Here is a 19,079-nt window from a genome sequence, read left to right as displayed (position 1 = left end):
GGCGGCTAGTGAGTTGGATGTGACGGTACAGAGGACTTTATCATACGACGCCGGCTTGCCATTGCGGCTAGTAGCGCGGCACGTGGAGTTCGATGCTGGTCCGAACGAGCCTCCCCGTCAACTGGCACAGGGTCGCTTGGCCGATTCTGCCCGTCAAAGCGATAGAAAATCGGCTTTTCAGCCGATTCGGCATCCTGTTGACCGATAGGAGCGGGCAACTTCTCTGACCGCTGAGTCCTTGTATCGTTTTCTCCTTGGGCCTCTGTGCTTGCCTCTGCACTGGGCTCCGTTTCTGGCTCCAAAGGGATCAGACGCATCTCGCCGCCATCAAGCTCATCGCCGCGGATCGTGGGCTGACCGCCGCGAAGATCGACTTGCAAGATCGAACGGACGTTACCGTCCCCCAGTACATATTGCACTTCGTAGCTGCCGTCAGGCAGTTCCGCAAAAAGTTCTTTGAGTTGATCTCCCGACAGAATATCGTCCGGCAACCGAGTCGGCTCCACAAGGTCATCCGCATTCGGATCCGGAGACAGCACACGCAATTGAAAGAACTCGTCGCGGCTGGAACCAGCCGACGCACTTGATTCAACGACTTCAAATCCACTCTGGGAATTTGTCACGAACGTCGTCGTCGGAATGATGATCTCCGCGTCCTCCGTTTCCGGAATCACATCTCGCACAGGAAAAAACGCCACGGGGATCGACAACGCCGGAATGATGAAGCGTGCTTGGCCGCTTTCCAAAATTGGCACGCTCGCGGACTCAAACGTTTGCGGATCGTCGGTACTCGAAATCACGCCCCCGTCCACTGATTCTGCTTCGCCGTCCCCCTGCTGAATCGAATCGCCGAGTACAAGAATCGACTCGTGATGCCGGACCGAAAACAAGACCTCCAGCGGGTCAGTTGACGATGGACGTCCATTGAGGGTCGAGTCCAGGATGTCTTGTTCAAGATACAGGTGACTGACGGTCAATGGTGGTGCATCACCGCTGAGCAAATCGATTTGCTGGAATCGCCCGGTCGCTGCTCCCCAATCGATGTTGATGGTCAGTCCACGCTCGCCAGGATTGCCGATCTTGACGGTCAAGATTCCCGTCGCGTCGTTGACCGCCGCTTGCTCCAAACGATTGGTCATGATGGACGTGAAATCAAAGAACCCCGTTCCCAGTGGCTCATCACCTGGAACGATATCATCCAATTGCGAGACGTCCGGTCGGGGGGAAAAGATTCGTGCGACGCCGACCGACTCACCCGTGTCGATCTGAATGTCACTGCCCAACATCACACGGGGCGCAGTCAATCGCACCGCACCCAAGTTCGACTGATCGGCATGCAGTTGGACAAAGTCGCCGAACTGAATTTCTGATGCATCGATCCGTACGCGTCCTGCGTCTCCTCCGGCATAGATCTCGTAGTCGTTTACCAAATCATCTCCGTCGTCCACTCGTCCGGCATCAACGACACTCAGTACTCCAGGCAAGCTGATTCGTATTTCGCCGTTGCCCGTCCGCACTTGCTCTGAATCATCATCCGCGTCAGATCCCGCTAAGATCAAATCATCCAGTTCGGTCAAGATCAAGTCACCGTGATGGGCTCCTCGGACCAAGGCATCAAGCTGTTCGATCTGCGTCCGCAGATCAATAGCAGCCAACGAATCTGAAACGCCATTGCTCGCATCCACTGTCAAGTCATCCGCGCGGATCAGTGAACTCGTATCGATTTGCAAAACGTCATCGCCAGCTATCAGATGAATGTCTGCCGATGCGTGGGCATCCAATTGACCAACCAGAATGTCGCTGGACGATCCTGTCGTGATCAAAGTAACGTCGCGGCTGGAGCCGCCCAATGCATCATCCACATTGCCTACGTTCATGGAGATGACATCGTCGGCGCGGATCTGTCCTACCGCAGAGATCGAGACTCGCCCGTCGGTCGTGGTAACACTCTCCAGACGAATCGCACTGGATTCAACCAGTTCGATATTACCAACCGATGACACGGTCGCGTTCAGTCGATTCAAGTCGACTTCCAACGCATCGGAGTCTCCGATTCCCAGCCGCGATCGCAGTGTCGTGGTGCCGTTGGATGCAACCAAATCCAATCCGGCATCCCCTGCGTCAACGATGGCACCGTTTATCGATTCGATTCGAATCGCATCACCCGTTGCACGACTGATCATTTCCGCAATGGCGATGTCACCGTCCGCAGAAACGTCAATTCGGCCTATTCCAGCGTCAATATCGCTGCCTTCCGCCATTGTGATTGCGCCGGATTGCCCTTCGTTGAACTGATCCGCGATCAGCGTGACCAAACCGGAATCGGACTCAAGCAACGCAGTGCTTGTCAGTTCGATATGACGACCAGCAAAGACGTCGATGTCGCCCGCCGCCGACTCGATGCCACTTCGCAGAACAATGTCGGACGAATTGCCGATCGCGATCAATGACAAGTCGCCGGATATTCCAACCGTGATTCCATCCGTGGCCGCACTAGCTCCGACTTCGATCGATCCCTGCGTATTTCGAATGACGGTGTCACCATTGTCATTTCGGATCGATCCCAAAGTCATCATCGCTGGACCGAATTGCTCGATAGTCAACGCACCGATGCCAGTTAATACCTCGCGATACAAAACATTGTCGTCCGTCGCCGAGGTTCGCAGATCGATGTCACCACGTGTCGTTACGGCAACAACATCATTGACGGATTCCAGCTCTAAACGTTGTCCTTGTCCAATCCCGCTTTCGCCCCGCAGATCGACTTGACCGGCAATGATGTCGGACAAAACATCCAACGCCGTTGATTCACCACCATCAACGATTGCTTCGCCGACCAAGAACACTCGACCGCCAGCAGCATCGATCACGCCGACCGGGATGGTCTCACCGACGCTCGTGATGCGGACATCACCCTGCGTCGCCGAAGTATCGACATTGAGCAGCGTTCTTGCCACCAGATCGACGTCGTTCAACACGCCGACACCCGAACCGAAACCAGCGGGAAAGTTATTGCCGGACAGCGGTGCACCGGCGATCAAGTCGATTCGCTGGCCGATCAGGTTCGGTAACGCGTCGTCTGCATCAGCGTCTTCAATACTGCCGCCCGCCCGGATCTCGATGTCTCCGTTGTCAACCTTTATCGCAAGGTTACCAAGCAGCACGGTTCCCGCAGATGCGATGCGGACATCGTCACTCAGTCCACTCACGTTGTTGACGCTCAAATCGCCGAGGCCATCGGTCAACTCAAACGCACCATCGACGGCAAAGGACTTGACCGTCGCGATTTGATTCCCAGACTGAGCGAGCCGGACGTCGCCGGTCACCACGCCAGACAATGAATCGGTCTGGATAAACGTCCCGGACTTTTGCGTCACGGACTGCAACGACTGCCCGACGCTGCCTAACACGATCTCCCCGCCAGCGGCCAGCAAGTCACCAATTTGAGCAGTTCCGCCATTGGTAATCGTGATCTGTGATGCGATCAGCGTTGCCTGCGATGTGTCGATCTCACCCCTGATTCCATCAATGTTGATGGAGTTGCCGTTCGCCGAAACTCGTGAACGGATCACGACTTGGTCACCGCCCTCGATCGTGATCTGACCGCTCGTGTTGCCGAGACTTGTGTCGATGTCGCCCGTCACCAAGATGTCTTCGGCCGCGATCTCCAAGTTCCCCGCACTGAGACCGCTGCCAAGCGATAACGTCGCCGCAACCGTCGTCGAATCGGTGCCGAGTCCACCCAAAACGAAGATCGATGCTCGCATCTCGTCCCCGAAAGCATCGACGGTTATGACGTCGTTCCCTGCGTCGGCATTAATGCCCAAGGATACCGTCGGATTCAGAAACAGTATCTCGCTATCCATTCCCAACGCATCCACCAACAGTCTTGATCCGTCCGCGATCGCATTCTGACCATCGATCGAAATGGACTCACTGGCGTCCGAAAACATGAACGTAAGATCTTGAGAAGTGAGCTGGATGTCCATCAACTCGGTCCGTGCGGTCGCAAAGCGATAACTCGGCAAGCCCATCTCGCCAGGCAGCATGACGATCTCGGTCTCACCCAGTGCGTTGCGTTGCAGATTGATTGACGCCGGGGTGTCGTTGGTTGACAAGTTGGAGTCGTAGATAACCAAGCGATCTTGGTCGCTTTGATCACTCGCCCAGAACACAAACTCCGTGTCGACGTTCAGTTGCCCCGTAGGATCGACAAACCCATTGACATCGATCAAGACTTGATTTCGCGGCCCTTCGCCGATCAATCGTAGCGAGTTGCCATTCAACTCCTCGATCGGGCGAACCGTCGGCGTGGCGGTGAAAACACTGACCAAGTCCGGTGCGGTGCGTATCTCGATGTCGTTCCCACGTCGTGTCACCAAAGTGATCGTGTCGATATCCTCGGTTCGATCTCCAGCGATCACCAAGGAAACATCGTTTCCGTCGCCACCAAAGTAAGTGACGTATGCCGCAAGTCCGCTGCCGGCAAAGTCCGCGATCACCAAGTCTCCTTCGTCAAGCGTCCTCGAAGCTTGTAAGACGTTACCAAAGACATCCCGACTGCTGCGAAATCGACCGACCACATCATCGGAGCCATCGTTTCGCAAAAGGACGATCTCGGTGTCTGGCAGCAAGACTGCATTGTCCAAAATCTCCAACTCCGTGCCGGTGATCTGTACGACACCACCATCGACCACGATCGTATCGTGCTCGACGCCCGCAACCGAACCGTTCACATCGATCGACAGTTTCGCCGACGACGACATGGCTAGCGAGTCCACGCGGAATTCCCCGCCCATGCTCCCGCCGCTTGACTCAGGTGCAATGATTCCATCCGAGAACACGTCCCCGTGAATCGTCGCATCACCGGACAGGATCGCGGTGGAGCCGACTTGGATCTCAAAATCATTTTGCGTGGCACCAATGAAATCGATCGTGCCATCCAGACGCAGTGTTCCCGTGTCGATGCGAACCCCGTCGGGTAACGTCTCATTGCCAACCCATGAGACCACGCCATCAATTTGGATGCTGTCGTTGAACTGCAAGTTCCCAACCGACAGGATTTGCAGATCATGGACTCGGACTCCTCGTAGAACACCAAATTCACCGAAGACGGCACTCGCTGAATTCGTCGTCGACAGATCCACGATCAAGTCCGACTGCCTTGCCGACGCCAAAAGCGTAGCCTCGCTAAGATCGATGGTGGCATCACCTCCTGAGAGAATCAGATCGCCCCCCAAGACCAGTCGCCCATCGACGGCAAACGAGCCATCTCCCAAATCGATCCGAGTGAAACCAGCGTTGTTGCCCAGAAACACACCGCCAGTCAATGTCACATCGCGGCCGATGAAGCTCGCCGTGTTCTGCGATGCAGGCAGTGTGATTCGGTCCGCAGCGATTTGTAGCCGACTTGTGTTGCCTGACGAGGCTGCAGCGAGCGGCTGAACGTCCAGTTCCACCGAATCGTTTCCTGCTGCATCGACCATCGTGACGTTCAATTGGTCGGGAATCTGCAACGTCAACGTGTCGCTGCCGCCGCCGAGATTGATCAGCAATTCGCCCGCAGGAATGTCGTCGACGGCGATCGGATCGTTGGGACTACCGTTTATGCCCGCAGAGTGACCTGCGATCGGGATGATCTCGCCGGCGGCATCTCGAAACTGCAGTTCGTGATCGTTGACGACATCGACTCGTACCACGTCATCCGCCGCGTCGCCCATGAGAACCAACTGCCCCAGAACGTTCAGTTCAGCGGTCGCATTGAGCACAATTCTTGGCTCCAGAATGCCAAGCGCTGGCGTGTACTGCATCGGCTGATATGCGTTCACCTCGCCGTCGAACTCGCCGTCGAACTTGCCGTCCACCCAGTGATGCATCCAAATCTTCTGCAAACGGCTCGCCAATCCCGCCAGTTTCGACCCGGATGGGCGCGAGCCGAAACGTCGTCGCGGGGCACTGGCATGCAGAGCGTGCGGACGAGATTTCGTCGGGTGAGACTTCGGTGGACGGCGTGATTTTGACATGAATGCAAACATCGGAGAGATGCCCAGAGTCGCTTGATGGGATCAATGTAGGCAACTCGACTGCTGGTAAGATCGGACGCAACCGTCTCCATTGTGACGTTTAGTCTGGGCAAAATGCAAAGTCTAATGCGGTCGACGAAGCGTTTCTCATTGGGTGCTTTTTCTGGATGTTGACGATTACAAGGGCCGATAAAGAAACGCACCATCAAAATGTGGCGTAGTGGATTTCGTCAGAAATCCGTTGCGAAAGGAGTTCTGGCGAATCCCACTACCAGTTGTACTAGGACACAGGAAATGGCGGCTGACTTCGTCTGGCCGTACTCCAAATCAAGCGGCTGCGGTTTTCAACTTCGGGCGATCGAAGTCGTGAAACTCGCCAGAACCGCAGGTAACACAATGGGAACGCACTTGAAAACTTCGACTTCCATTCAGACCCTCATCGCGCTCGCGTCCATGATCCTGTGTGCCGCGATGCCCGCCAATGCCGAAGGCTTGCGTCAGGCGCTTTACAGCGTTCCGGTGCATGAGCTCAATGAGACATCGGCGTTCCGGTCGGACCGAGCGTCGTTCGGAGCCTCGGAAGGGACCGGTGAAGTCGCTGCGGTGGATTTGGAGTGGGAGATGGTGACTCCCGCCGCGCCAACCGAATCAGTGTCGGCGACTATTCCTGCGTCTACTTCTGTGCTGACATCGCAAGCGACTGAGCCGGATACGACGCCAGAACTGTCCGAGGAGCAGCGTCGACAAAGAAGCGTGCAGCAGCATTTGGATCGTTTGAGCAAACCGGTTCATCAGATTGACATGAACATCGATCTGCATTCGAACGTTCCACAAAGCCGTGCAAGCGAGATGACTGTCGACTCCTACCCACGCTATGTCACCGCCACGGGCTTGGCACCTTCACTGCCCGAGCGTGACACCACAGGGTATGGACATCGACCGCTGTATTTTGAGGAAGCAGACCTGGAGCGATGCGGAACCGGATACGGCTATCTGACCAACGGTGCGTCGATGACTCATTTCTTATGCAACACCGCGGTCTTGCCATATCGGATCGGCAGCCAACGTCCCGACCGCTGCGTCCGTAACGGCCCGGATTGTTCCACCTGCGAATCCCTGGTGAACGACTTTGAGCCCCTGGAGAAGTCCGGATTCGACCTCGGCGGCATGACCGCAACCGCAGCCTCTCTTGCCGGATTCACATTCCTCTTCCTGTAGCCACATTCGATCATGCCGACACGTCGCCTACAGACGTGGGGCAGGTTTTCAACCTGCCCGTAGGTCATGCTCAGCATGACGAAACACGGTAAGATCATCGTCACGCCCAGTAGCTTGAATTCCCGGAGTGATGGGGACGAGTGATGGGGACAGAGCACTTTGCTGGGGTGGTTCGGTTTGGCTCCTGAGGTGTTTGGGACAAAGAGTGATGGGGACAGAGAGTGATGGGGACAGAGCACTTTGCTGGGGTGGTTCCGCTTGGCTCCTGAGGTGTTTGGGACAATGAGCGGTCTCGGGTGGGGCTTCGCTGGCCTTGATCGACGTGATGGGACGCTTTCGCTAGAGGTTTTGGGCGAATGGGGCAACTGATGTCCAGAACGCTAGCGGCGTCGCTGTAGAGAGCGACTTAGAAAAGGGGCTGATCGCGGGAAGCTTTTAGTCCGAAGGGATTAGCTCGCGGACGCGGCGACTCAGGCGGAAGCGACGATGGGTTTTGCAACTGCGGTGCTCGTCCACAGCACAAGGATTCCCGGCGACCGTTTTGAAGAGCTTGCCAAAGTCCTCCACCAGCTCGCACCAGACGGACGACTCCAGCCCCAGGCGCTGAAGGATCGGTGCAAGGTGCTCGGGCGTCTTTCCGTGTTTACCTTCAGCGATTTGGCGCGCCGTCCAATCCAATAATTCGAGATATTGTTCCAGCGGGAACCACAAGAATCCTTTGTCGCTACATCGAGTGCCGGATTGACTTGCGACTGGACTCGTTTCTCCGTTGCTTTCGTCGATCTCCACCGGTGCGAGAAAAGAATCGTCATGCCGCAGTCCATCGTTGTGGGTGGTGGCCGGTTGCTCGGTACAGGTTTCGACTCGACGTTGCGCCGAAGTGTGATCACTCTGCTCGATCGTCTCGGCCATCGCGGCGCGGATGGGGTTGAGGTCGACATAAGCGGCGCACGCAAGCAAGGCGGATTCGTCGATGAGTCGAACGGCTCTATAACGATCTTGAAAGAACCGCCCGGTTTCCTCGTCTTCGTGGTTCGCACGCTGTGCGATCCGCTGATTGAGCAATCGCATCCACCACGAGATGTTGCTCAACCGGGACCGGGTGTCGGCAAGTTTCTCCGGGCAATTGCGGATCGCATTGAGTTCGCACTCGGAAGGCGGCAGCGGGTTCCCATTGCTGTCTTTACGATGAGGGCAGAGCATCAGCCACCGCCGAGCGACTTCGGTGTCGTCCCAGCTCGCGACCACGTCCGGACGCGATTTGAGAATCAGGTGATAATGGTTTGAAAGAATCGAAAAGCAAATCAGATCAATCCCAAAGCAAGCGGCGAAATGCTGAAGATGCTGTTCGATCCAGACCTTGCGATGGTCGAAATTCTTTCCGGAGACCGGATCGTTGCCAAACAAGAAGCACCGTCTGACGGTGCGGGCCATCACGTGAGCGATCGTGACTTCGTTAGGATCGAAGACCTCCGCGCGAGCAAGTCGAGCCATGGTTTGCCCCCAAGGTGACGAGAATGAGATGAGAAGATCGTTTCTACCACTCCAGCTCTGTCAGTCAACCCCAACAAGAGTGCTGTGTCCCCGTTAGTTCTAGAGTGCTGTGTCCCCGTTAGTTCTGCTTAGAAGAATAGTTTACGGTGGCTGAGGATCGAATTTACGGTAACGGATCAAGTTTCAGTTTTCGTATTTCGTGCATCGGCATCATGAGATGTCGAGGGTCATCGAGCAACGAACGAAAGCCAAACTTGAGATAAAACGATTGAGCGGAATCATCGATAGCGTCAACTTCTACCGCTCGAATCCCAACTTGTTCAGAGATGTGCAGTGCTCGCCGCAAAGCATCAATGAGCAAGAATCCACCAAGTCCTTGCCCCTGGCTTGACTGATCAACTGCGAGGCGACCAAGAAGGACGACAGGAACGTCCATTCGAGGAAGCCCTCTCGATTCAGACGCAGGCATGTCCCCGTAGACAACACGATGTGTCGAGATGGCGTAGTAACCACAGACGGCAAACTCGCCCGGTCGGGTAGCCACGTAAGTTCGAGACAAGTCCCGTCGGTCAAACTGACTCGCCCGACTCTTGATCCACTCGCCGAGATTGTCATTGCCGCAAGCGAAGCCAGTGCGATCATGTGATTTGTCCAATCGCACGATTGTCCAGTTCGGCATCAACCGACCTGCTTCTTGTATTGCTTGGCAGCCTTCAGAAGTGCTGCGTTTGGCTTGGTCGATTCGTCATCAAGCATCTCAGCGAAAAGTTGACGATCACGCTCAGTGAGTTGAGTGACCTGCTCATCCATCAGGATTTTGCGGGAAACCTGAATGAGCGTCGATACGGCAAAGTCACTGACTGTTTGCCCCGTCTGAGCAGCAGCGTCCTCGATGGTTTTCTTCAGTTCGCTGTTAATTCGAAAGTTCAGTCGAGCGTCACTCTTCGTTCCTGGCATGTCCGACTCCACTTGGCAGGTGTGATTGGCCTCGGAACATTGTACAGCAATCTGCTGTACAATGCAAGCTGGATTCGGAGAATGGGGACAGAGCATTTTCCTGGAGTGGTTGAGCCTTCCAGTTTCGGTGAATCAGCGTGCGCGACTGCTCAGAATGGGCCGCAACTGCATTTGTTTGATGTGATGTAGTGTGCTCGCCATTGGCTTGCGCTCCCGCTATCGAGAGCCGCGGAGGCGGCGGAAGCGTAAAGCCTGGGACGCCAGTCCCAGGTCTCATTTCGCAACGATTTTCGCAACGATTCAAGCCAAGCCGCGAAGGCGGCGACAGATTGTGCGGGATGCCGTGACGAATCTGTCGCCACCTTCGCGGCTTTTCAGGAGCGGTTATGTGGTACCCCATGGGGCTCACGCCCCATGCTTTATGCTGCCGTCGCATCCGCGACTCAGGACAGATGACGACCAAGATTAAGAACCACCATCGACACAAGAATCGTGCTCACGCTGCCTAAGCGATCGCGGCATAGTGGTATGTCCCCAACATGCCGAGTTTGTCCCCAACATGCCGAGTTTCATTTGTCGGGGTGAAGGTTGATCTGCGATCCGACCCCAAAAAGCAACGGTTTGTTACTGCTAGTGAGACGGTCGCGATTCTTGATGCGTGCCCAGACCAAGAGTGGCGGGTGATCGTCGCACTGTGTCGATATGCTGGCCTGAGGTGCCCGTCCGAAGTCTTGGGTTTGCGTTGGACTGACATCAATTGGGAGCGGGGACGGTTTCTTGTACGGGCCCCGAAGACGGAGCGATACGGCAAGGGGGAACGGATGCCGCCGTTGTTTGGTCCCCTGCGTGTCGAGCTGGACTCGCTGTTTCAATTGGTCGCTCCGGGGGTGAAGTGCGCCGCGAATGCCTTTGTCATCCAGCGTTATCGGGAGTCTGAAACGAATTTGCCGACCACGTTCAACAAGATCGTGAAGCGGGCCGGAATCGCAACGTTCCCCAAACCGTTTATCAACCTGCGGTCATCGGCGCGGACCGAGTTGGAACGATCGGGCAAGGTAAAGAACCACGTCCTGAACGATTGGTTTGGACACAGTGCGGCGATTGCCGAGACTCACTATCTGCAAACGACCGAGGACGACTACAAAGTCGCTTTGGAACCGATTCCGGTCAAAGAGGGGGTGGCCCACGATGGTCCCGTGGGCACACCGGTGGGCACATCCTCAACGGAGCGCGAGACACCCCAAGATATCAAGACACAAAAAAAGCCCCGTGTTTCGGGGCTGAGCGGTCACGCGATGGCTTGTGATAGGCATGAAAATACACCCCAGAGGATTCGAACCTCTAACCTTCGGTTCCGTAGACCGATGCTCTATCCAATTGAGCTAGGGGTGCTTTGTGATCAGGATTTTAGCTTGCTGAGCGTGGGCCGCAAGGGCTGGTTGGTGTTGGTTTTGCCCTGCAGGACTAGATATCTGCCCATTTGATTGGGTTCACGCGTTTTTTGCCGGCGATGGGGAAGTTCATCGGTATTTCGATGAGGCAGCTTGAGCAGACTGCACCAGGATGGGGGACTTGCTGGCGATTTGGAGCAAAACGCAGGGGGAGAGGTGAGGCCGAAGCCGGGACACAGCATCGGCACACGCCTAGATGGCGAGGGCGATGATGCCGATCAGAGCGGCGGCGGTGACGTAGTAAAGGAAGACCGGGGCGGTGATGCGGATGATGTCTCCTTCGCGACCCACCAAGCCGACGACGGCACATGCTGTGACGACGTTGTGGACGCAGATCGTGTTTCCCGCCGCGCCACCGACGGCTTGCATCGACACGATCCATAGTGGATCGACGCCGATGTCCAAGGCAACTTGGAATTGGAAAAGCGAAAACATCATGTTGCTGATGGTGTTGCTGCCCGCCACAAAAGCACCAAAACCACCCACCGTCGGCGCAATCGCCGGCCACGCGCCACCGACGATCTGAGAGACTCCCGTGGCAAGTGTCTTGGGCATCGATTCCCATCCGCTCGCACCGCCGTCGCTGTGAATGAACACTTGGACCATCGGCACCGCAAACAGTAGGGCGATCGATGCTGCCGAAACCATCTTGGTCGATTTGATCACCGCCGTGCGGATCGCCGGGTAACGCATGCGGTGCAGCAACGCGGTGACGATACACACCACAATGAATAGAAAACCAGGTAAGTACAGAATCTCGACGGGTTTGATGTCGACCGTCGAGCCGAACATCGCTGCGGTCGTTTCGGGATCACTCGGTAGCTTGATCGATCTGAGCCAAAGTCCCAACGGCAATTGAGGCAGGCGAGTCATTACTAATAGCGCTGCCACCAAGACATACGGCGTCCACGCGAGCCAAAGCGGCAGGCGAGTCTGTGGTTCTTGGGGTTGAATCTCAACGTTACCGTTCCAGTCGTCGGGCCACTGCTCCGGTGCGACAAAATCCCATGCCGGTTCATTCGGCAGCAACCAACCTCGTTTCGCGATCGGGATCATGATGGACAATCCCGCCAGCGCCCCCAGCAGCGAAGGAAACTCAGGGCCGAGGAAACGAGCGATCAACGCCGATGGGATCGTCATCGCCACGGCTGCACAAAGTGCGAAACGCCAGACACGCAGTCCATCGGCAAGGCGACGCTGTGGGCCAAAGAACCGTGTCATGACACAAACCAAGATCAATGGAATCAACGTCCCCACGATGGCATGAGTGAGCGCGACACGGGCGCCGATCGTGTGCAGGATCGTGGTCAGGTCACTTGGGTCGAGTCCCAAGGTTTGGCTTGCGTACTGCGTCACGATCGATTTGCCCGATAGCCCGTTGTTGACTCCCACCAGGATCGGCGTGCCCACGGCACCAAAGGAGACGGGCGTGCACTGGATCAGCATTCCGCTGACGACGGCCGATTTGGCGGGAAACCCGAGGCCGACCAGCAGCGGAACGCAAACGGCGGCGGGAGTTCCGAAGCCCGCGCTGCCTTCGATGAACGATCCGAACAGCCATGCGATGATGATGACTTGCACCCGCCGGTCGGGCGAGATGTCGGTAAAGCCGCGCCGGATGACAGCCAACGCACCGCTTTCACTGAGCGTGTTGAGCAACAGGATCGCGCCGAAAATGATGAACAACAATTGTGCGGTGACGACCAATCCGCCCAGCGAAGCCGCTGCGATCTGGGCAAATTCTATCCGCCACACAAACGCTCCTAGTAAGACGACGCTCAGGTAGGCCAGCGGCATGGCTTTCGCCGCCGGCCAGCGTAGGCCGACCAGCAGAATGCCGACCACCAGGATTGGTGTGAACGCCAGCAGGCCCGAAAGTGATTCAAGCATAGATGTCAGGGTTGACGAGATTGGGCGGTCGGTTGCCGTTGCACACTGCGAGGCAGTTTTCGACAGCCATGTTTCCCATCTTGGTTCGCGTGGCGACGGTCGCGCTGCCGAGGTGGGGGGCGATGACGACGTTGTCCATGTCGTACAGTTCTGGCTCCAACTGCGGTTCGTTTTCGTAGACGTCCAGACCGGCCGATTGAATCGTTCCGTCTTGCAATGCGACCACCAACGCTTTTTCGTCGATCACCGGGCCGCGAGCGGTGTTGATGATGGTTGAGGTGGGTTTCATCAAACTCAGTTCGCGTCGGCCGATCAGGTGACGCGTTTCATCGCACAGAGCGACGTGGATGGAAACGTAGTCGCTGCTACGAAGCACTTCATCGAAGCTGCGGTATTGAACATCCAAGCGTTGTTCGTCGGCTGCGCTCAGTCGCGTTCGGTTCCAATAGATGACCGGCATGTTGAAACCGGCGGCACGCTTCGCAACGGCTTGTGCGATTCGGCCCATTCCGATCAAGCCGAGCGTTGCCCCGGTGACTTCTGTCCCCATGAACTGCAACGGCCCCCAGCCGCCCCACTGACGTGTGCGTACAAATCGGTCTCCTTCGGCCACCCGACGAGCTGCAGCCATCAAGAGCGCCCATGCCATGTCGGCCGTGGAGTCGGTCAGGACGCCGGGCGTGTTGGTGACGGGGATCTTTCGCTGTGTGGCCGCGGCGACATCGATATTGTTGTAGCCGACGGCAAAATTTGCGATCACTTTCAAATCCGGATTCGCGTCCATGATCTCTCCGTCGATCGTGTCGGTGAGCAAGCAGAGCAAGCCATCGACGCCGCGAATGCCGTCAATGATCTCCGCCTTCGTGAGGTACCGATCGTGTGGATTCACGGTCAGGTCCGCCTGTTCGGCGAGACGCTTCATGGGCTCGGGAGGCAGTTGACGGGTTAAAAAGACTTTGGGCTTCACGGATGCGAATGTTGAATAGAGAGGAAAGAAAAAACAATGCGGATAGGTGATCAGCTACTTTGCTTGTTTGTTGGTCGGTTCGTCCACGACGATGGATTGCGGAAAATCAGCCGCTTCCTCACCGCCCTTCTCTCTCCAACGTAAGTTCATGGATTTGCCAGCCGGCTGGTTCATTGGGATGTCCATTCCACCAGCGTCGCCCAGCATCTGGTACAAGCGTTCTTCCATCTCCTTGGCCACCGACTGGTACTCAGCGTTGTTGATCAGGTTGTTTATTTCGCCTGGATCGGATTTCAGATCATAAAGCTCGTCGACGTCCCACAAACCGTAGTACGTGATGTACTTGAATCGATCGCCACGCAACGCAAACTGGGTTGGTGATTGTGGGAAGTTTTTTTCCCAGTAGTAAACGTACAAGAAGTAGTCACGCCAATCCATTTCGGGATGGTTGGGCAATTCCAGGAAACTGCGACCGTCCATGTACTTCGGCGTCTCGATTCCTGCGGCGTGCATGATGGTCGGGCCGATGTCGATGTTGCCAATCACTTTCTCCACCACCTTGCCGCCTTCGTAGAGCTCAGGACACTGCATCATCATCGGGACACGAATGGAGGCTTCATAGGAGACACGTTTGTCGATCAAGCCGTGTTCGCCCCACATGAAACCGTTGTCGCCCATGTAGATGACGAGGGTTTCATCGTGGATCCCCATTTTCTTGAGTTGATCCAGAACGCGACCGACGCTGTCGTCGACAGCCAGCAGTGACTCGCAGTAGCGGCGGTACAAGTAGTCGAGACCTTTATCGCTGTGATAGGAGAAATCAATCCCGTGCCAACTGTTGCGTTGGTCGCGTACCCATCGTGGCGCGTCCTTTTCGGCTGAGATGTCTTTGCCACGTGGCAAGAAACTCAGGTCGGCATCGGCGTACCGATTCTCGTGCCGCTCGGCGGGAGTGAAGTTCGAGTGGACAGCCTTGTGGGAAAGGTACAGAAAGAACGGCTTGTCGCTATTTTGCTGTGCCTGCAACCACTCCACCGCGTAGTCGGTCAACTCATCGGTGATGTAGCCCTTCTGCTTGACTCGTTTGCCGTTGAAATTGAGTGTGTAGTTCGGCCCTGGAGGCAGATAGTTTCCTTGGCCACGGAAGCTGATCCAATGATCGAATCCTGGACGCGGGTCATCGTGGTGGCCGCCCATGTGCCACTTGCCGATGAACGCAGTCGAGTATCCGGCGCGTTGCAAGTACTGTGGAAAGAATAGCGTTCCGTCGGGAACGTTCCGGTTGTTGTCGATCACTCGGTGCTTGTGCGTGTACAAGCCCGTTAGGATCGACGCCCGACTGGGTGAACAAAGCGAGGTGGTGACAAACGCGTTCTTGAGGTGCACGCCGTTGGATGCCAAGGAGTCCAAGTGTGGCGTCTCCAAGAACGGGTGCCCCATGAATCCCATGGCGTCATAGCGGTGGTCATCGGTCAGCACGAAAACGACGTTACGAGGCTTGACGCCGTCGCGTTTGGGCGTCGCCGGCAGCTCGTCTTGAGCCGATATCGTCGTGCCAGAAAGATTGCTGACGGCAAACAAAAACGCGAGGACTCGAAGCATAGAATTATGAAGAAAAGAAGTCCGGTTCATGGTGATACACTCTTCGCAAGTCGGTGCAATTTGAAGTTTTTCTTGACCCGCAAACACTTTAACCCAAGGACGCTCGCCGGTGTAGTTGATTGGCGGATATCCATCCGCAAGCTCTACTTTTTTGCTCGCCGGTGCACCTTTACGGCAATGAGGCAGTTGACGGAGATTCGTCACGCAAACAATGGATCGCAAGATAAATCACTCGCTGGCCCAGATTGTTCGTTAGCCGGAACGCGATAGCGTCCGGTTCCCGATTACAGGCGGAGAACCGGACGCTATCGCGTTGCGGCTGATATGCGCAGGCTGTTTTCTTGCCAATCTGCGTCCATTCCAGTGCGCAAGACCCGTGGCCTGACGGCCAGCGGCTCAGGGCGTATGACACCGCCAAACGCCTGGGGCGGATCTACGTTGAGCGGGACGCTTTCTTACGTCTATTGGCTCACTCAACGCTCAGCTATCGCTCAAGGAGACGACCCTGCCCTTTTCGCGATTGGACGTGCCGTTAGACTGCTGGTGGACGCTCACCCGCTCACCGAACACGACACAACGCATCGATCTAGCATGACTTCAGACGACCCCATCATTGAGTCGAATCTTATTCAGCCGTGTCTTTACGAGACGCATTCTCACACGCCGCTGTGTAAGCACGCCACTGGGATGCCGACGGAGTACGCCGCGGTGGCTTTTCAGCGCGGTCTGAAAGGTTTGACGATTACTTGCCACAATCCGATGCCCGACGGTTTCTCCGCTCACGTGCGAATGGGACTGGATGAGTTTGACCAATACGTCGAGATCATCGAAGCGGCTAAGCAGCAATGGGCGGGGCGGGTCGATGTGCGGATGGGGATCGAAGCCGATTTCTTTCCGGGCTACGAATCGTTCTTGGAAAAGCAGATCAGCGAGAACGCGTTTCACTACGTGATCGGATCGGTTCACCCTCAAGTCCCCGAGTACGTAGCGAAGTACTGGCTGGATGATCCGTTTGAGAATCAAGTCAACTATTTCCGCAGACTCGCGGACGCAGCAGAGACAGGGCTGTTCGATTGCATCTCGCACCCGGACTTGATCAAGAATCAAACGGCGGAAGCCTGGGACCCACAGCGAATCTTGCCAGAGATTTGCAGAACGCTCGATCGAATCGCAAAGACGGGATTGGCGATGGAGTTGAACACATCTGGCGTTAACAAACGCATCCAAGAAATGAATCCTTTTCCTGCCATGCTGAGTGAAATGCTGCAGCGTGGGATCCCCGTGGTGATCGGAGCGGATGCACACGAACCGGGCCGAGTCGGCGACGGCTACTTGGACGCGATGGACTTGCTCGAATCCGTGGGATATCAGGAGTTGTCGTTTTTTCTGGATCGCAAACGGATGACCGTGCCCATCTCGGTTGCCCGTCAATCGCTGGTCGCTCATTCGCAACGTTGAGCTAGCGGGGGAGAACTCAAGTCGTCGAGTCGCACGTAACGCAGCATCCTTGATCTGGCGAAGTGGTTTTCGCCAGAAATGCGATGGGGCGGGGAATTCGGGCGAATTCCATTACAGGGTGCGTCAATCGTTGTTGACGGTGCTCACGGAGCGGTGCTGTCAAGGATTTCCGCTGGTGCGGGTTGCGCGTTTTACGCTGCACGAATTGGCGTTTCGAATTCCGTTGTGTCGAAGAATCTGAGAATAGCGGTTGATCGACAAAAACATTCGGGACGGAATCCGACGCTCATGCTTGCAATACCGACTAAGACGAATGCATCTCTTGCTGGCACTTTGCTGGCATTGGGTGCCCTGTCGATGGTTCTGCTGGGCGGTTGCATGGTCGGTCCGAACTACCATCGACCTGCGACTCCGGTATCTCCGAACTGGTCGATGTCGGACCACGTTCGGTCACAGGGTGAGCCGGCTCAGCTTGGGAGTTGGTGGAGCCATTTCAACGATCCCGTTCTCGAAAACTTGATCGGGCAGTCGCTGCACCAGAATTTTACGCTACGAGAAGCGGGGGAGAGGATCATTGAGGCACGCGCGCGTCGAGACATCGCGTCCGGAAATCTGTTTCCACAGTCGCAATCACTGGACGGCGTGTACAGCAAGTCCAGGCTCAGTTCGGTAACGCCCAACTTCTTTGCCTTTCCAGGTGTCTTTCAGCCCAATCTGTTTCCGGATAGTTGGACGGTGGGACTCAACGCTGCTTGGGAGCTGGATTTCTGGGGCAGGTATCGACGAGCGGTTGAGTCTGCCGACGCGAGTCTGGATGCGACTTGCGCCGCCTATGATGAAGCACGGGTGTTGATGTTGGCAGAGGTTGCTCAGGCATATGTCGAGATACGAACACTTGAGAACCGCATGGCGATCGCCCAAAAGAATCTTGCGGTGCAAAGGCGTACGTTGGAGTTGGCGGAGAAAAAGAAGCAGGCCGGTCTGGCAACGGGGCTCGACATTGCACAAGCAGAGACGAACGTGGGACAGACCGAAGCCGTATTACCGTCATTGGAGATTGCCCGTCGAAAGGCCAACCATCGTCTCTGCGTGTTGCTTGGCCGTCCTCCTGCGGATCTGATGGACGAAATCGGCTTCACCGGTCAGATTCCGCATCCGCCTCACAATCTGGCGTTTGGTATTCCGGCGGACCTACTGCGTCGACGTCCTGACGTTCGACGAACCGAACGTGAGTTAGCGGCACAGTCGGCTCGAATCGGCATCGCGGAATCGGAGTTTTATCCACACATCAGTTTGACCGGCAATCTGGGATTTGCAGCCGAGGATTTTGGTGATTTGATCAGTTCGGCGGGACACACGGCAGCCATCTCACCGAACTTCAGTTGGAACCTGCTCAACTACGGTCGGATCAAGAACAATGTCGTTGCCGAGAAAGCTGCTTTCAGAGCGATGTGCAATGCGTACCACGCATCGGTGTTGAAAGCGACTCAGGAGGCCGAGGACGCACAGGTGGCATTCATCCTGAGTTTCGATCGCGCGGATTCATTGTTTCAGTCCGTCCGAGGCGCGTCCGACGCGGTTGAGAAATCCGAAACGTTGTATTCCGAAGGAGCGATCGATTTCGGGCGAGTGTACGTTCTGCAGTCACAGGTGTTGATTCAGCAAGACCAGTTGGCGATCGCCCAGGGACAGATCGCGAGCAATCTGATTGAGCTGTTTCGCTCACTGGGTGGAGGATGGTCGCGTGGAACTCCGACGGTGTTGATGTCGGAGGTTTCACACGCGGAGCCCATCGTTATTGATTCGCCTCCGCCGATGGATTGGACTCCGGCCATGTCCGAGGAAATCTGAATCGGTCGATTCCGAGAAAAGTTCTTCGTCACTCTGGGACCTGTTTCCCTCCCTTCGCGTAACGATTGCGCGGATTGCGCCGACGCTCGATCACCGCGATCGTGAATTCTCTCATGACGGTCGTTTCTTGGCTGTCCCCGTGCTCCGGTCAACGGTCGCACTTGATTT

10 protein-coding genes, 1 tRNA gene and 1 pseudogene are annotated in these 19,079 nt (G+C 56.1%); 4 read left to right on the top strand and 8 right to left on the bottom strand.

The genetic code is table 11. The features are described 5' to 3' along the window. Positions 1-5: 5 nt before the first annotated feature. A complete protein-coding gene (locus Pla52nx_RS18915) occupies positions 6-5,876 on the bottom strand; it encodes a beta strand repeat-containing protein (protein ID WP_146520347.1) in 5,871 nt (1,956 codons plus the stop codon). A 441-nt stretch (positions 5,877-6,317) separates the two neighbouring features. Here Pla52nx_RS18915 and Pla52nx_RS18910 point away from each other — a divergent pair, with 441 nt between their 5' ends. Further along, positions 6,318-7,241: a hypothetical protein gene (locus tag Pla52nx_RS18910; RefSeq protein WP_146520346.1), complete on the top strand. Its 924-nt coding sequence runs from the start codon at positions 6,318-6,320 to the stop codon at positions 7,239-7,241. A 435-nt stretch (positions 7,242-7,676) separates the two neighbouring features. Here the strand turns inward: Pla52nx_RS18910 and Pla52nx_RS18905 are convergent, their stop codons facing one another. The 3 genes from Pla52nx_RS18905 to Pla52nx_RS18895 all read right to left on the bottom strand — a co-directional run bounded on the left by Pla52nx_RS18905 (position 7,677) and on the right by Pla52nx_RS18895 (position 9,692). Continuing rightward, positions 7,677-8,735 (bottom strand): transposase, encoded by a 1,059-nt coding sequence (locus Pla52nx_RS18905; RefSeq protein WP_146520345.1) that lies wholly within the window; start codon positions 8,733-8,735, stop codon positions 7,677-7,679. 163 nt (positions 8,736-8,898) lie between these two features. Further along, positions 8,899-9,414: a GNAT family N-acetyltransferase gene (locus tag Pla52nx_RS18900; RefSeq protein ID WP_146520344.1), complete on the bottom strand. Its 516-nt coding sequence runs from the start codon at positions 9,412-9,414 to the stop codon at positions 8,899-8,901. Continuing rightward, positions 9,414-9,692 (bottom strand): DUF1778 domain-containing protein, encoded by a 279-nt coding sequence (locus Pla52nx_RS18895; RefSeq protein ID WP_197454629.1) that lies wholly within the window; start codon positions 9,690-9,692, stop codon positions 9,414-9,416. Before Pla52nx_RS18895 ends, Pla52nx_RS18900 begins: the two co-directional genes overlap by 1 nt. Before the next feature lie 539 nt (positions 9,693-10,231). Between Pla52nx_RS18895 and Pla52nx_RS32970 the strand changes: the two are divergent. Next, positions 10,232-10,801: pseudogene (locus Pla52nx_RS32970) on the top strand (site-specific integrase); the annotation flags it as partial. A gap of 209 nt (positions 10,802-11,010) precedes the next feature. Here Pla52nx_RS32970 and Pla52nx_RS18890 read toward each other — a convergent pair. From Pla52nx_RS18890 to Pla52nx_RS18875, 4 genes are all read right to left on the bottom strand, one after another. Beyond that, positions 11,011-11,084 (bottom strand) — tRNA-Arg (locus Pla52nx_RS18890). A gap of 251 nt (positions 11,085-11,335) precedes the next feature. Next, positions 11,336-13,033, bottom strand: coding sequence for an L-lactate permease (locus tag Pla52nx_RS18885; RefSeq protein WP_146520342.1), 1,698 nt, complete (start codon positions 13,031-13,033; stop codon positions 11,336-11,338). Further along, a complete protein-coding gene (locus tag Pla52nx_RS18880; RefSeq protein WP_146520341.1) occupies positions 13,026-14,000 on the bottom strand; it encodes a 2-hydroxyacid dehydrogenase in 975 nt (324 codons plus the stop codon). The genes Pla52nx_RS18885 and Pla52nx_RS18880 overlap by 8 nt, the downstream gene beginning before the upstream one ends. A 54-nt stretch (positions 14,001-14,054) precedes the next feature. After that, on the bottom strand, positions 14,055-15,602 hold the full coding sequence (locus Pla52nx_RS18875; protein ID WP_231742010.1) for a sulfatase family protein: 1,548 nt from the start codon (positions 15,600-15,602) through the stop codon (positions 14,055-14,057). A 591-nt stretch (positions 15,603-16,193) separates the two neighbouring features. On the opposite strand from Pla52nx_RS18875, the gene Pla52nx_RS18870 reads away from it, so the two are divergent. After that, positions 16,194-17,060, top strand: coding sequence for a histidinol-phosphatase HisJ family protein (locus Pla52nx_RS18870; RefSeq protein ID WP_146520339.1), 867 nt, complete (start codon positions 16,194-16,196; stop codon positions 17,058-17,060). Positions 17,061-17,348: 288 nt separating this feature from the next. Further along, positions 17,349-18,911 carry an efflux transporter outer membrane subunit gene (locus Pla52nx_RS18865; protein ID WP_197454627.1) on the top strand — a complete coding sequence of 521 codons (1,563 nt, stop codon included), beginning with the start codon at positions 17,349-17,351 and terminating at the stop codon, positions 18,909-18,911. Positions 18,912-19,079 lie beyond the last annotated feature (168 nt).

Source organism: Stieleria varia, assembly GCF_038443385.1.
In the GTDB taxonomy this organism is placed as follows: domain Bacteria; phylum Planctomycetota; class Planctomycetia; order Pirellulales; family Pirellulaceae; genus Stieleria; species Stieleria varia.
Note: the sequence above shows the minus strand (reverse complement) of the source record. Positions and strands in the feature narration are given on the sequence as shown.

Excerpts from the sequence above, each read along its gene's own strand:
- Pla52nx_RS18905 (WP_146520345.1), bottom strand. The coding sequence starts at position 8,735 with ATGGCTCGACTTGCTCGCGCGGAGGTCTTCGATCCTAACGAAGTCACG.
- Pla52nx_RS18875 (WP_231742010.1), bottom strand. The coding sequence starts at position 15,602 with ATGCTTCGAGTCCTCGCGTTTTTGTTTGCCGTCAGCAATCTTTCTGGC.
- Pla52nx_RS18870 (WP_146520339.1), top strand. The coding sequence starts at position 16,194 with ATGACTTCAGACGACCCCATCATTGAGTCGAATCTTATTCAGCCGTGT.
- Pla52nx_RS18895 (WP_197454629.1), bottom strand. The coding sequence starts at position 9,692 with ATGCCAGGAACGAAGAGTGACGCTCGACTGAACTTTCGAATTAACAGC.
- Pla52nx_RS18885 (WP_146520342.1), bottom strand. The coding sequence starts at position 13,033 with ATGCTTGAATCACTTTCGGGCCTGCTGGCGTTCACACCAATCCTGGTG.
- Pla52nx_RS18900 (WP_146520344.1), bottom strand. The coding sequence starts at position 9,414 with ATGCCGAACTGGACAATCGTGCGATTGGACAAATCACATGATCGCACT.
- Pla52nx_RS18910 (WP_146520346.1), top strand. The coding sequence starts at position 6,318 with ATGGCGGCTGACTTCGTCTGGCCGTACTCCAAATCAAGCGGCTGCGGT.
- Pla52nx_RS18915 (WP_146520347.1), bottom strand. The coding sequence starts at position 5,876 with ATGCATCACTGGGTGGACGGCAAGTTCGACGGCGAGTTCGACGGCGAG.
- Pla52nx_RS18865 (WP_197454627.1), top strand. The coding sequence starts at position 17,349 with ATGCTTGCAATACCGACTAAGACGAATGCATCTCTTGCTGGCACTTTG.